The sequence below is a fragment of the Edaphobacter paludis genome, from assembly GCF_039993895.1.
GTDB lineage: Bacteria > Acidobacteriota > Terriglobia > Terriglobales > Acidobacteriaceae > Edaphobacter > Edaphobacter paludis.
Genome location: NZ_CP121194.1, coordinates 3,746,403 through 3,759,881 on the forward strand (window position 1 = coordinate 3,746,403; position 13,479 = coordinate 3,759,881).

Here is a 13,479-nt window from a genome sequence, read left to right on the forward strand (position 1 = left end):
AGATGTGATGGCGAAGCAGATGACGATGGGCGTAATTGTAGGCAACCGTGGATTTTTTCCGAGCCACCTGGCGACCAGCGGACGGCTGGAGATGATTGCGGCACTCGAGGCAGCGGGTATCAAGCCGATCGTGCTGACACCGGAGGAGACGGCGCACGGCGCGGTCGAGACCTACGAGGACGCGAAGAAGTGTGCTGCGCTGTTCAAGAAGCACGCCGCCGAAATTGACGGCATTATCATCACGCTGCCCAACTTCGGCGAAGAACGCGGCCTGGCCGATACACTGCGCCTCGCCAATCTCCAGGTTCCGGTACTGATTCAAGCCACGCCCGACCACGCCGGAAAGATGACCATCGCCTTCCGCCGCGACAGCTTCTGCGGCAAGATGTCGATCGCGAATAACCTGCGCCAGTACGGCATTCCCTACTCGCTGACGCGGCTGCACACCGAGGCTCCCGACTCACCTGAGTTCAAGGCCGACCTTGAGTGGTTCTCCGCCGTCTGCCGCGTCGTCGGTGGCATGAAGAATCTGCGCATCGGCGCCATCGGCGCGCGTCCCACGGCCTTCAACACGGTGCGCTACTCCGAGAAGCTGCTCGAGAAGAGTGGCATCACCGTCGAGACGCTCGACCTCAGTGAGATCTTTGGACGCATCGAACGCACCAAAGATAACGACGATGCGGTTCAGCAAAAACTGGCCACCATCAAAAAGTACATCTCGACCAACAACGTCCCTGAGGCCGCGCTGCTCAAGATGTCCAAGCTCGGCACCGTAATCGACGGCTGGATGAAGGCGAGCGAGTTGACCGTCAGTTCCGTGCAGTGCTGGACTTCGATGGAGGAGTACTTCGGCGTCGTTCCCTGCACCGTGATGAGCATGATGAGCGAGAACCTGTTGCCCAGCGCCTGCGAGACCGACACCATGGGCACGCTGAGCATGTACGCGCTCACGCTGGCCAGCGAGACGCCCTCCGCCCTGCTCGACTGGAACAACAACTACGGCGACAACCCGGACAAGGCGGTCTGCTTCCACTGCTCCAACCTGCCCAAGCACTTCTTCAAGGAAGTGAAGATGGACTTCCAACAGATCATCGCTGGCACGGTGGGCAAGGAGAATACCTACGGCACGCTCGACGGCACGGTGAAGGCTGGCGCGATGAGCTTCGCCCGCTTCTCCACCGACGACTTCGAGGGCACCATCAAGGGTTATGTCGGCGAGGGCAACTTCACCAACGACCCACTGAACACCTTTGGCGGCGCAGGCGTAGTCGAGATCCCCAACATGCAGCAACTGCTGCGCTTCATCTGCGAGCACGGCTTCGAGCACCACGTCGCTGCCAACTTCGCTACCGTCGCATCGCCGATCCACGAAGCCAGCACCAAGTACCTTGGATGGCCTACCCACTGGCATAAGTAAGACTCATTACAACGAAGACTGCAAGGTGTACTTATGATGCAAAAGAGCCGACGTAACTGGTCGCACTTATTCGCAGCAGGATTGCTCCTTGCAGTCTCCGCATTCTCCGTCGCAGCCCACGCGCAAAAAGCCTTCATCCTTAGTGGCGATGTTCCTGGCACGCACGATCCTTCCATCATGAAGGAAGGCAATACCTGGTATGTCTTCGCCACAGGCAAGGCGCCCGGCGGCGGACAGTTCGAAGTTCGCTGCTCTACCGATCTCCATCAATGGAAGGCATGCGGCCAGGTCTTCGACGAAATTCCCGTATGGATTCAGCAGCGCAGCCCCGGCACCAAAGAGCTATGGGCACCTGATATCTCCTTCGTCAACGGAGAATACCGCCTCTACTACGCTTATTCGCTCTTCGGCAAAAACACCTCGGGCATCGCGCTGGCCACCAACAAGACACTCGACTTCAGCAGCCCGAATTACCGCTGGATGGATCAGGGTCTTGTCCTCGAATCTAAAGCCAGCGACAACTTCAACGCCATCGACCCTAACTTCGTGCGCGACGAAAGCGGGCATGATTGGCTCTCCTTCGGCAGCTTCTGGGACGGCATCAAGATGCGCCGTCTCAACGGCAAAACCGGCAAGCTCTCCGCCACGGACACCAAACTCTACTCACTCGCCCGCCGCGCCAAACCGATCGACGCCGCCCCCGCGCCTCCGAACATGCCGCCCAACTGGGAGGCCGTGGAAGCCCCCTTCATCGTTCTTCACAATCATTATTACTATCTCTTCACTTCATGGGACCTCTGCTGCCGGGGCACCAAGAGCACTTACAAAACCATGGTAGGCCGGGCAAAATCCGTCACTGGCCCATATGTCGATAAAACCGGCAAGCCACTCAGCGAAGGCGGCGGCAGCGAACTGCTCGTCGCGAACTCCCGCTGGCTTGGCCCAGGCGGTGAAAGCATCCTGATGAACCCCAACGGCGACGACCTCATCGTCTTCCACGCCTACGACGCCAAGACGGGCAAGCCCTCCATGCAACTCTCCACCATTGACTGGACGGGTGACTGGCCGCACGCCCAGCTCGGCCAAGAGTAATCGGCGCTGATCGGCGTTAACCCTTCACCTACTGGATCGGTCCACCCGCGAAGATCAACTGCGCCTCGGCCGCAATCACCCGGTACAAGACAAACTGCCGCGAACTCTGCGCCCGCAGTTCAAACAACAGACTGGCTCTGTTGCTAGCGTCTGCATCAACGACATCGACAAACTTCATCTCCGGCGTTCTATCCAGATGCGCTTCGTCAGTCACGCTCTGTAATGCCCGCTTCAGTTCTCCCAGATCATCAGCCTGTGCCACGACCAGGACGTAACGTAGTGCCGCTCCCGTTCCCGCCGTGTGCGCCGCAAATATATAAGTCGGCGCGCCGCCATAACTGAGGGTATAGCCATTCAACTGCTCATCGAGCAACGCCACCCCAGGCGGCGCGGTATAGGCAGCAGTCTTATGCCGTACCCTGCCGTGTACCGTCTTCTGACTCGCGGAGATAGGAGCAGCAGCAACAGGAGCAGCAGTGCCATAGCCTGCCAGTGCCGCCTGCGCCATCGTCTCCATTTTCTGCAATACTGCCGCACGCTCCGCTGCACTCTCCCATGGACGCGTAAAGTCATGAGGATCGCGATCCACCGCGTCCGACACTGCGACCATCTGGTGCAGATTCACTGGCATTCCCACCAGCTTCGGCAACTCTGTCTCCGTCAACGCGCCCGTCGGTCGCCCATAGTGCAGGTTCGGACGATCGGGATCGTTATTCAAAGATTCCACCGCTCCCGTACCCGACGTCTCCGCTTCGGCCTTGGCCTTCTTCGCCTCCTCTGGGCTTCGTCGCTTCAAAGTTGGACGGTCGGGATCATCCTCGGGATTATTCTCCGTTGCGCTCGCCGTACTGGGCGTCGTGCTCTCTGTATCAGGCGTCCGCCGCTTCATCGTGGGCCGGTCAGCATCATCGGCCGTCGTAGTCCCCGCATCCGGCTTCGCAGCCGTGCCTGCGTCCTTCGTGCCCGCATCTTTGGTACCGCCAGCAGAAGCGGCCGTCCCCCCCGCCTTGCCGAAATGCGGCCGCGAATCGTCTCCCGAGCTCACAATCACCGGCAGCGTCTTCGACGCCCGCAGCACGGGCCCCTTCTTCGCCGCAGCCACCGCCTTGAACTTTCCATAGCCAAACCAGCCGCCCCCATCTCCATCCGCCGTTTGGATCTTCCGTGCAAACTCCAGATCAATCTCACCGTCGCTGATCCCGGCCTTCTCCAGCTCATAGACATTCCCCGTCTCCAGCGCAAACGGAACCGGCCGAGCCAGATACTCCCCCGCATCCTGCAGACTTCCATTGATCGCGAGCGATACCGGGATCAATCGACTGGCCGTAGGCTTGGCCATATCGCCCGTCCACTCATACACCCCCACCGCCCGCACCACCTCCTGCGGCTTGGCAACCTTATGCATCTGCCCCCACCCAGAGGAAGTCACCACCACACTGCTCAACACAACGCCAAGCCACGGATTCTTCATAAGCCCCATTCGCCCCTTTAGACGTTCGCAGTGGCCCCAAAGTCCCACCTGCCACTCCCGTCAAAGTACAGTTCAGAAACCAACCATTACTGCACAAAAGCGACGCAATGGACATTTAACCACGTCAATCTCGCTACCATACAGCAATGGACTCCGCGCCACTGCTCGACGTTCGCAACCTCACCGTAACCTTCGGCCAACAACCCGCCGTCAAGGGGATCTCTTTTCATATCAATGCCGGCGAAACTCTTGGCTTGGTAGGCGAGTCCGGCTCCGGCAAGTCCGCTACTTCGCTCTCTCTTCTGCGCCTCCTCCCTCCGACCGCACAGGTGACCGGAAGCATCGCCTTTGCCGGCGAATCGCTCCTTTCCCTTCCTGAAGAGTCCATGCGTCGCCACCGAGGTCACAGCATCGCCATGATCTTTCAGGAACCAATGACCGCCCTTAACCCCTCCATGCGTATCGGAGCCCAGATCGGCGAAGCTCTTCAGGCCCACCACCCCGAAATTTCCGGCAATGCCCTCAAACAAAAAGTCCTGGCCGCCATGCACGAGGTCGGCCTCACCGATCCGGAACGCCGAATCGCCGACTACCCTCACCAGTTTTCGGGTGGCCAGCGCCAGCGCATTCTGATCGCCATGGCCCTTATCAATCGTCCCCGCCTGCTCATCGCCGATGAGCCCACCACCGCGCTCGATGTAACGGTGCAGGCGCAAATTCTTCAGCTTCTCAATGACTTGCGCCGAACGCACAACCTCTCTATGCTCTTCATCTCCCACGATCTCGCCGTCGTCTCGCAGGTAGCCGACCGTGTAGCCGTCATGCAGCATGGCCAGATCGTCGAAGAGGCTCCTACTCTGACTCTCTTCCGCCACCCGCAGCACGCTTACACTCGCAGCCTGCTCGCCGCTGCGCCGACCATGCAGACCGACCGCAATCAGCCGTTAGCGTCTAGCCTAAACAGCTTGAAATAAAGTACGTAAGAGAGGCGTCGTCCGTGCGGCACAGTAATGAGCTAAACTGATCAACTCCGACAAAATGCGCGCCCTCATCCTCTCCGACATTCACGCGAACCTCGAAGCTCTGAAGGCTGTCCTCGACGCCGCAGGGCCCTTCGATACCCTTTGGAACCTTGGCGACATCGTCGGCTACGGAGCCAGTCCCAACCAGGTGATTGAGTTAATCCGCCCGAAATCCCAGCTTACCGTCCGCGGCAACCACGACCGCGTCTGTTGCGGGCTCACCTCTTCCCTCGGATTCAACCCGGTGGCTCGCGCCGCCGCCCTCTGGACACACGACGAGCTCACCGCAGACAACCGCAGCTGGCTCAAAGGTTTACCCCAAGGACCGCTTCAACCCGCAGAGGCTAACGTCACCTGCGCCCACGGCTCTCCCCTCAATGAAGACCAGTACATCCTCAACATGCGCGATGCCTGGGCGCCTCTTCAGCAGATGTCGAACCAGATCACCTTCTTTGGCCATACCCACATTCAGGGCGGCTTCTCGCAGAAGGATCATGACTGGCATGAAGTACGCCCACAGTACTACCGGGGCAACGAAGCCGATTCCTGGGTAATGCCGATCCCACCCGGCACCCGCCACCTCATCAATCCCGGCTCCGTCGGCCAGCCCCGCGACTGCGACTGGCGCGCCGCCTTCGCCATCTATGATTCCGAAGCGGCAACCATCACCTTCCACCGCGTCCCTTATGACATCATGGCCTCGCAGGGAAAGATCCTCATGGCCGGGCTTCCCGAGCGCCTTGCCGCCCGTCTGACCGAAGGCCGCTAAGCGATAGTCTGCTCCTCAAGCGTCATGGCCAGCTCTTCCCACTCGGCCAGCCTCTTCGTTCGCTCGACGCGCAAACCCTCTAACTCTGCCGCAGTTCGCTGCGACTCCTCCGCCGAAGTAAAGACACCCATCTTCTCCTCGGCCGCCGCAATCGCACCTTCCAACCGCGGAATCTCCTCCTCGGCAAACCGAAGCTTATCCTCCAACTGCCGCAGCTTGATCGGATTCAGCCGCTTAACCGCAGCCTGGGGTGCTTCCACCACCTTCGGAGCCTCAACCACGGCCACCGGCTCAGGTGCCTTTGTTATCGAAGCAATCACCTTCTCCGGGCCGCCCTGTTTGCGCCACAGATAGTCCTCATAGTTTCCCGGATAGATATGAACGCGCTTGTCCTCTACCTCGAACACCCGTGTCGCTAATCCATCGATGAAATAGCGGTCATGCGAAACAAACAGCACCGTCCCGGTGAAGTTGCGGATCGCGTCCAGAAGAACGTCCTTCGCGCGTAGATCGAGATGGTTCGTCGGCTCGTCCAGCAGAAGCATATTCGCAGGCGAGACCAGCATCTTCGCCATCGCATAGCGGTTGCGCTCTCCGCCCGAGAGCACCCCCAGCGGCTTAAAAACATCCTCGCCCGAAAACATGAAACAGCCCAGCAGGCTGCGCAGTTCGACCACCGGAACCTTCGGCGCAATCCCGGCAATGTCGTCAAGCATCTTCGCGTTCGGGTCGAGCACCTTGTACTGGTCCTGCGCAAAGTAATCGGCGAGCACGTTATGCCCCAGCTTGATCTCGCCGCTGGTCGGAGGCTCCAGCCCGGCCAGCATTCGGATCAGCGTCGATTTGCCCGCTCCATTCGCGCCCACCAGCGCAATGCGGTCGCCGCGGTCGATGGTGAAGCTCACATCCTCGAGCACGTGCTTCGGCTCATAGTGCTTGCTCAGATGAGAGACATCGATGACCGTTCGGCCCGAAGCAGGTGGTTGCGGAATGGTGAAGTGAATTGTCGCTTCCTCTTCCGGCACCTCGATCCGTTCGATCTTCTCCAGTTCCTTAATCCGCGACTGCACTTGCTTGGCCTTGGTAGCCTGCGCGCGAAACCGGTTAATGAATGCCTCCAACGCTTCGATGCGATCGCGCTGATTTTTGAACGCAGACATCAACTGGGTGCGGCGCTCTTCTTTTTGAGCGATGTACTTCTCGTAGTTGCCGTGATACGTCTGCATCCGCTTGTTCCAGATCTCGACCGTCTTGTTGACGGTGACGTCGAGGAAGTAACGGTCGTGCGAGATGAGAATAAAGGCGTTCGGATAGTCGTGGAGATAGTTCTCCAGCCAGTTGCGCGATTCAAGATCGAGATGGTTCGTAGGCTCGTCCAGCAGCAGCAATGAGGGCTTCTGCAGCAACAGCTTGGCCAGAGCAATTCGCATCTGCCAGCCGCCGGAGAACTCCTCAGTCTTGCGCTCCCAGTCTTCCTTGGTGAATCCCAGCCCGCCAAGAACTGCCCCTACCTGCGAGTCGAGCGTGTAGATATCGTGCACGTGAAGCTGGTCGGCGATGTCGGAGTAGCGGTCTGCAGCGGTGGCGTACTCGCGGGACTTCGGATCGGCCTCCGAAAGCGTGTGGGTCAACGCAAGTGACTCTGCCTCCAACACATGCAGGTGATCGAAGACAGAAAGACATTCAGCGAAGACCGTCTTACCGCGCAGCGCCAGGCCATCCTGTGGAAGGTAGCCGAGGGTCATGCCTTTGACGCGGGTGAGCGCGCCATAGTCGAGCGACTCCACCCCGGCCAGGATCTTCAGCAACGTAGATTTGCCGGTGCCATTGCCGCCCACAAGGCCGGTGCGCTCATCCGGCGTAATCAGCCAGTTGGCGTCTTCAAAGAGGAGTTTGGGACCGAATCGTTTACCGGCAGCGGAAAGTTGAAGCATCCCTTCTATCTTCTCATCTTGCGTGGCCTGCAGCTTCAGGCGTCGAGCTTCGCCAGAGCGGCGCGCATCTCTCCCGCATCGTTCCAGGCCATCCGCAAGCCGCCCGACAGCGGCGCCGCGCCCATCATCCGCACTGCGCTCAGCAGGCTCCGGATATACAGTGGGGCGTGTCCCGCGATCCAAAGCTGCGAGAGAGGCTGCATGACGCCCCGGCTGTCGGGGTGATACACCCGCTCGTCCCAGCGGCGGGAACCCTCCGGAAAGTGCGGATAGTCGCGTATCGCATCGAGGGTCGATTGCAGAATCCGGTGCTTCCACGGCTCGGCATACTGCGGCATGAACAGCACATGGCTCTGCCGGTCGCGCCGCACCTCATGGACAAACTCGGTGAAGCTGGCGGCGCGTGTCAGGTTGACGTTCGCGTTGGGCTCGATGCCGTGCCGGTCGCCGCCGCTGATGACAAGCTGGTTCCACCTTCCTGCCAGATCAGAGACTTCGCGATTCTCCTTCCAGTCACGAAGGCCGTTCAGTTCAAGTGCATGGATGTACTGCCCATTGACGGCGAGGAACTCGTTGACCAGCACGTTATGCCGCTCGTTGCCGATGCGGTAAAGGTCCCAGACGGGGTGATTGAAGACAATCAACACCCCGGGCAGCTCATCGAGTTCAGCCAACATCTCGTTCAGTAGTCGGGGCTTCCGCGTCTCTACTGGAGTCGCCGTGAACGCCCGCAGCCTCTCCATCCATGCCGCACCTGTAGCGCTCGGCAGGTTATGAATGCCTAGATGGAACGCGGTTTTGCCGAAGGGCACCGTCCACTCCACCGAGACCGGAATGTGGCGCGAAGAGGGTACCGAGCGCAGCAGCATTGGAGCTTGAATGTCGTCATGATCGGTGAGCGAGACCAGACCGGGCATCTGCAGGCGGTTCTCGATCTGGCTGCGCTCCAGATCGAAGGCGAGGCTTGGCGTCAGCGGCGGCGTCCAGTAGCTGCGAGCGTAATCCGGCTGGATCCCGGTGAGACGGTGGCATCGGCCTTCGCACCATCGCATCAGCGGCTGCAGGATGCCCCAGTTCTTCGAGAGCTCGGCGATAAAGTCCAGTGTCTCCTGCGACTGGTTGGTGTGGCTGTGCAGTGACACGCCGGTGGTGAAGCTCCTCGCCGCACCCGGTTCTCGCCAAAGATACGAGATGCTCGACTGGCTCATCGGCTACCTCCTGATTCAGGCTTCCTGTGAGCAAGTATGGAGACGCTATGTGACACAGCGGTAACTGCACCAACAATGGGGCTTCAATTTTTCGAAGCTCAGTAACTAGAGAGGTTACCGGATGCTACCTTGTCGGGGTGATATCAGGGCCCAGCATCTCCTGCGCGCTGGGAGCCGGTTCGAGGGGAACGCCATGGCGCTCGCGAAGGTGCTGCTCGCGTTCGTAGGCCGACTCGAGGTGGTTTTCTGTAAGGCCTTGTTTCAGAATGGCAAAAGCCTCTTCGGGGGTGTCTGCGAACTGGAACAGATCGAGGTCCGACATCCCAATCGCACCTTTTTGAGCCAGCGTGTCCAGATTGATCACATTCTTCCAATAAGCTGAACCGTAGACGACGACCGTAATCTTCTTCGCCATCTTTTTGGTCTGCGCGAGCGTCAGCAGCTCGAACATCTCGTCGAGCGTACCGAAGCCGCCGGGAAAGACCACCAGCGCCTTCGCCAGATAAGCGAACCAGTACTTGCGCATGAAGAAGTAGTGGAAGTCGAAGTTGAGGGCTGGCGTGATGTACGGGTTCGGGTGCTGCTCGAAGGGGAGCTTGATGTTCAGCCCGATGGTCTTACAGCCGGCTTCATAGGCTCCGCGGTTCGCCGCTTCCATGATTCCGGGGCCGCCGCCAGAGGTCACTACGAAGCGGTGGCGGGGACCGGGCAGCGTCTGCGACCAGCTCGCGACCAGGCCTGCGAGCTTGCGTGCGTCTTCATAGTAGGCGGCCATCTCTACGGCTGCTTCGGCGAGACGCAGCTTCAAGGCAGTTGCTTCTCCGCGCTCTATCTCTTCTGGACGCGCGGGTTGCTCGTTCTCTGGCGCCGGCTGAGCTGAGCCGGGGTTCGCCAGCAGCTCCAGCTCGGAGTTGGCCACGTCGAGAGCGCGGAAGCGGGCAGAGCCGAAGAAGACCACCGTATCCTGAATGCGCTCACGGCGGAAGCGGGCCATGGGTTCCTGGTACTCGGCGATGATGCGCAGCATGCGGCCATCGGGGGAGTTCAGAAAATCGCTGTTTTCATAGGCGAGCGGGGCCTGTTCCAGTTCTTTCGGAGTTTCCATGGAGTGTTCTTTGTTAATCATGCCGATCTTTCTTTATCCCCTGTAGTCACGGTAATGGACCGCCTCGGAGATACCGATCCAGATGTCGAGCAGGCCTATGCCGGAGATAAGGCCACGCACGGCTCCGTTGTGCAGCACGGCAGAGAGGGGAGGATGCGACTGAATGAACATGTTGTGGTCCCAGATCCGCGTCCACCAGGGCAGCAGCATGACGAGGACACCGAGATAGACGCAGAACAGCACAAGGACGAACAACGAGAGTCGTTGCAGCCATACCGGTGCGGTTCTTCGGGTTTCTTCGCCGCCGGTCTCTGTCGCACGATTTACCGGCGGTTCAGAGTTCGGAAAAAGTTGTGATTCTCCAGACATCAAACTCCCAAGATTGACAGTAGCAGAGCGGCCCATTGTTGTCTCTTCACAGAGACGCGGACAGGGATGCCGGAGGATCAGCCCAGACCGAATTCGAGGTCGCCTGCTCCTTTAAACATACCGTCTGGACAATGAAGGTCAGTCCCATCTATGCTGCGCTTCACGGGCCCCCAGCCGGATAACGACAGGATGTGACAGCGAGGATAGCTCTCAATGGTGGCCAGACGGATGACGGTGTTTCGTGATGCCACGCTAGCCGCGGCGGCAGCCCTGACGTTGCTGGCCGGGGGTTGCGCAAAGCATGAGCAACCCAAGCCATCTCCTCCGGCAAAGGCCGTGAAGGCAATGAAACCTGCACCTCCAACGCCGATTGCAGTGAAGAAGGTTGAACTTGGCGAGAACACCTGGGATCCTGCCTGGGACAAGATCGTCGAAGAGGCGATTCCAGCGTCGATGCTGACAACGCGGGTTCCGCGGGACGTGCGCCGGTTCTGTCCGCGATTTTACGTTATGGGCCCGGCGGACAAGCGGGCCTTCTGGGCTTACTTTTTTCAGGCGCTGGCGGGTGCGGAGGCTGGACTCGATCCGACGACCCGGGTTCGGCATACCGAACCGGAGGTGGCAGTGCGGGATGCTGTAACCGGCAGGGCCGTTCGCAGCCAGGGACTGTTGCAACTGACCTATGAGGATCAGACACGTTATGGATGCGATTTCGATTGGGAGGCGGACAAGAAGCTGACGCCCAAAGATCCGGAGAAGACGATACTGCAGCCCAAGTACAACCTTGAGTGTGGGGTGAAGATTCTGACGAAGCAGATTATCGACATGCACAAGCCGCTGTTTTCGCGGACAGGCTATTGGTCGACGCTGCGCGCGGGAAACCCCGACCATCTCATGTTCGTGAAGCAGATGACGAATCCGCCAGCGGCTTGTGGGCTGCATGCGATCTCTGCGAAGAAGTCCGCAGAGATGCGAAGACTGGTCGCTACACGTTGAACTTGAAGAAGAGGATGTCGCCGTCCTTGACGACGTACTCCTTGCCTTCGGAGCGAAGGAGTCCTTTTTCTTTGACCGCCTGCTCGCTGCCGTAGGTGAAGAGGTCGTCGGAGGCGTAGCAGTCAGCTTTGATGAAGCCCTTTTCGAAGTCGGAGTGGATGACTCCGGCGGCTCCGGGAGCTTTGGTTCCCCGCTTGATGGTCCACGCTCGGACCTCCTGTACACCAGCGGTGAAATAGGTGATGAGATCGAGCAGGCGATAGGCAGAGTGGATGAGGCGGTTGAGGCCGGGTTCTGAGAGGCCCATGTCCTTGAGAAACTCGTCGCGCTCGGCCGGTTCAAGCTGGGCGATCTCGGCTTCCATGGCTCCGCAGATGCGGACGACCTGTGCGCCTTCTTCAGCGGCGCGTTTTTCGACGTCAGCGGTGTAGGCATTGCCTTTGATGAGGCCGGACTCGTCGACGTTGGCGACGTAAAGCTGGGGCTTCGAAGTAATCAGGAAGAGCTCGCGGGCAATGATCCGCTCCTCGTCCGTGAGATCGGCGGTGCGGGCTGGCTTGCCAGCATTAAGGACCGCAAGCAGCTTGTGCATCGCGCTGGCTTCGGTCTTGATCTTGTGGTCGCTGGTGTTTTTGGCCAGCTTTTCAACCTTCGTGTTGCGCTTTTCCACGGTGTCGAGATCGGCCAGAAGAAGCTCAGTATTAATGATGTCGATGTCGTGCAGCGGATTGACGCCTCCGGCGACGTGAACGACCTCGGGGTCATCGAAGCAGCGGACGACATGGCAGATGGCGTCGGTGGCGCGAATGTGGCCGAGGAACTGGTTGCCGAGGCCCTCGCCCTTGCTCGCCCCTTCGACCAGACCGGCGATGTCGATGAACTCCATCGTGGTGGGAACGAGCGACTTCGGCTGAATCAGCTCGGAAATTTTGGTAAGCCGCTCATCCGGCACGGTGACGACGCCGGTGTTGGGGTCGATGGTGCAGAAGGGATAATTGGCCGCCTGGGCCTTGGCAGAGGTGAGGGCGTTGAAGATGGTGCTTTTTCCGACGTTGGGCAGGCCAACGATTCCGCAATTGAGAGGCATTTTTCTGTGAGGTCCTTACTTCTATTGAAACATGCCTCGATATACCCCGTAAGAGGCGAGAATTTGTGGCCCACCAACCGGCGTCCTCGAATGTCGAACGTGGGGCACAGGTTCATCGTGAGGCTAGGCAGCGGCGATGCGGCGGGTGAGGTCGTTCTGCTCGGCTTTAGTTTCGGCCCCGATGGTGAACGCATCAAGCACGCCGCTTGCGAGCGCGTGATGGATGGCTTCGGAGGGGCGGTTGCGCATGTCACCCTGTCCCAAAATCTTCATACCTACGATGCCTTTGCCCGAGGCGCGCATCTGCTGAACGACGCCGATGACCGTCTTCGGATCGGCATCCATGTGCGACTGAATCGGGTTCAGGCGGACAAGATCGATTTCGACCCATGGAGACGCGGCGGCGGCACGCAGTGCGGGCAGCGTGTGGCAGGAGACCCCGTGGGCGCGGATGACGCCCTTTTGCTTCGCCTCGGAAAGAACGTCCATGACGCCGCGGTAGCGCGTAGTCCAGTCGTCTTCCGTGACGCAGTGAATCAGGAGGATGTCGATATAGTCGACACCGAGTTCCTTGCGAAAGCGATCGATGTCTTTGCGGACGCCGGCGGGATCGCGGTTGTCGGTCTTGGTAAGAACGGTAACTTTGTCGCGAGGAAGCTGTTTGATCGCGGCGGCGACGTAGGGGTGGCTACCGTAAGAGTCGGCGGTATCGAAGAAACGGAGGCCGTTGTCGTTGTAGCCATCGAGCAGAAGCGTCGTAAAAGCGCTGGCTCCGATGCGGGTCTGGTTGGAAGCGCCGCCGCCGCCGATGGTGCCAGTGCCCATGGCGAGCCGGCTGGTACGGATTCCGGTTTTGCCCAGGACGACTTCGTCATGCGCATTGAATTTTCGCGGGAGAGGTTGGGTTTCGAGGGAAGCCGCCGGAGCAAACCTGCTGGCGAGCAGGGTCGCGCCAAATCCGGTGACAGTACGACGCAGAAAATCTCTTCTCAGCATGGCGTACTCCTTT

At 59.6% G+C, this 13,479-nt stretch carries 12 protein-coding genes; 5 read left to right on the top strand and 7 right to left on the bottom strand.

Features of this window, described 5'->3' with window-relative positions; translation table 11 throughout:
- Positions 1-7: 7 nt before the first annotated feature.
- The gene (locus tag P4G45_RS15575; protein WP_348267394.1) at positions 8-1,417 is read left to right on the top strand and encodes an L-fucose/L-arabinose isomerase family protein; all 1,410 of its coding nucleotides are present in this window, start codon (positions 8-10) and stop codon (positions 1,415-1,417) included.
- Between the two features lie 33 nt (positions 1,418-1,450).
- Positions 1,451-2,509: an arabinan endo-1,5-alpha-L-arabinosidase gene (locus tag P4G45_RS15580; protein WP_348267395.1), complete on the top strand. Its 1,059-nt coding sequence runs from the start codon at positions 1,451-1,453 to the stop codon at positions 2,507-2,509.
- Between the two features lie 28 nt (positions 2,510-2,537).
- Here the strand turns inward: P4G45_RS15580 and P4G45_RS15585 are convergent, their stop codons facing one another.
- Entirely contained in the window at positions 2,538-3,980 is a 1,443-nt protein-coding gene (locus P4G45_RS15585) for a hypothetical protein (protein ID WP_348267396.1), read from the bottom strand.
- Between the two features lie 146 nt (positions 3,981-4,126).
- On the opposite strand from P4G45_RS15585, the gene P4G45_RS15590 reads away from it, so the two are divergent.
- Together P4G45_RS15590 and P4G45_RS15595 are read left to right on the top strand one after the other, a co-directional pair.
- Positions 4,127-4,954: an ABC transporter ATP-binding protein gene (locus tag P4G45_RS15590; protein WP_348267397.1), complete on the top strand. Its 828-nt coding sequence runs from the start codon at positions 4,127-4,129 to the stop codon at positions 4,952-4,954.
- A gap of 64 nt (positions 4,955-5,018) precedes the next feature.
- Positions 5,019-5,771, top strand: coding sequence for a metallophosphoesterase family protein (locus P4G45_RS15595; protein WP_348267398.1), 753 nt, complete (start codon positions 5,019-5,021; stop codon positions 5,769-5,771).
- Here P4G45_RS15595 and P4G45_RS15600 read toward each other — a convergent pair.
- From P4G45_RS15600 to P4G45_RS15615, 4 genes are all read right to left on the bottom strand, one after another.
- On the bottom strand, positions 5,768-7,705 hold the full coding sequence (locus P4G45_RS15600) for an ABC-F family ATP-binding cassette domain-containing protein (RefSeq protein ID WP_348267399.1): 1,938 nt from the start codon (positions 7,703-7,705) through the stop codon (positions 5,768-5,770). The two genes, P4G45_RS15595 and P4G45_RS15600, sit on opposite strands and share 4 nt — an antisense overlap.
- Positions 7,706-7,740: 35 nt before the next feature.
- The gene (locus tag P4G45_RS15605; protein ID WP_348267400.1) at positions 7,741-8,913 is read right to left on the bottom strand and encodes a hypothetical protein; all 1,173 of its coding nucleotides are present in this window, start codon (positions 8,911-8,913) and stop codon (positions 7,741-7,743) included.
- 124 nt (positions 8,914-9,037) lie between these two features.
- Positions 9,038-10,018, bottom strand: coding sequence for a TIGR00730 family Rossman fold protein (locus tag P4G45_RS15610; protein ID WP_348267401.1), 981 nt, complete (start codon positions 10,016-10,018; stop codon positions 9,038-9,040).
- Between the two features lie 33 nt (positions 10,019-10,051).
- On the bottom strand, positions 10,052-10,387 hold the full coding sequence (locus tag P4G45_RS15615) for a hypothetical protein (RefSeq protein ID WP_348267402.1): 336 nt from the start codon (positions 10,385-10,387) through the stop codon (positions 10,052-10,054).
- Positions 10,388-10,600: 213 nt separating this feature from the next.
- Here P4G45_RS15615 and P4G45_RS15620 point away from each other — a divergent pair, with 213 nt between their 5' ends.
- Positions 10,601-11,383 carry a hypothetical protein gene (locus P4G45_RS15620; RefSeq protein ID WP_348267403.1) on the top strand — a complete coding sequence of 261 codons (783 nt, stop codon included), beginning with the start codon at positions 10,601-10,603 and terminating at the stop codon, positions 11,381-11,383.
- On the opposite strand, the gene ychF is transcribed toward P4G45_RS15620, so the two are convergent.
- Both ychF and P4G45_RS15630 read right to left on the bottom strand, forming a co-directional pair.
- Entirely contained in the window at positions 11,373-12,470 is a 1,098-nt protein-coding gene (gene ychF, locus P4G45_RS15625) for a redox-regulated ATPase YchF (RefSeq protein ID WP_348267404.1), read from the bottom strand. The genes P4G45_RS15620 and ychF overlap by 11 nt on opposite strands.
- A gap of 123 nt (positions 12,471-12,593) precedes the next feature.
- Positions 12,594-13,466, bottom strand: a complete 873-nt coding sequence (locus P4G45_RS15630; protein WP_348267405.1) for an aldo/keto reductase — start codon at positions 13,464-13,466, stop codon at positions 12,594-12,596.
- Positions 13,467-13,479: the final 13 nt, after the last annotated feature.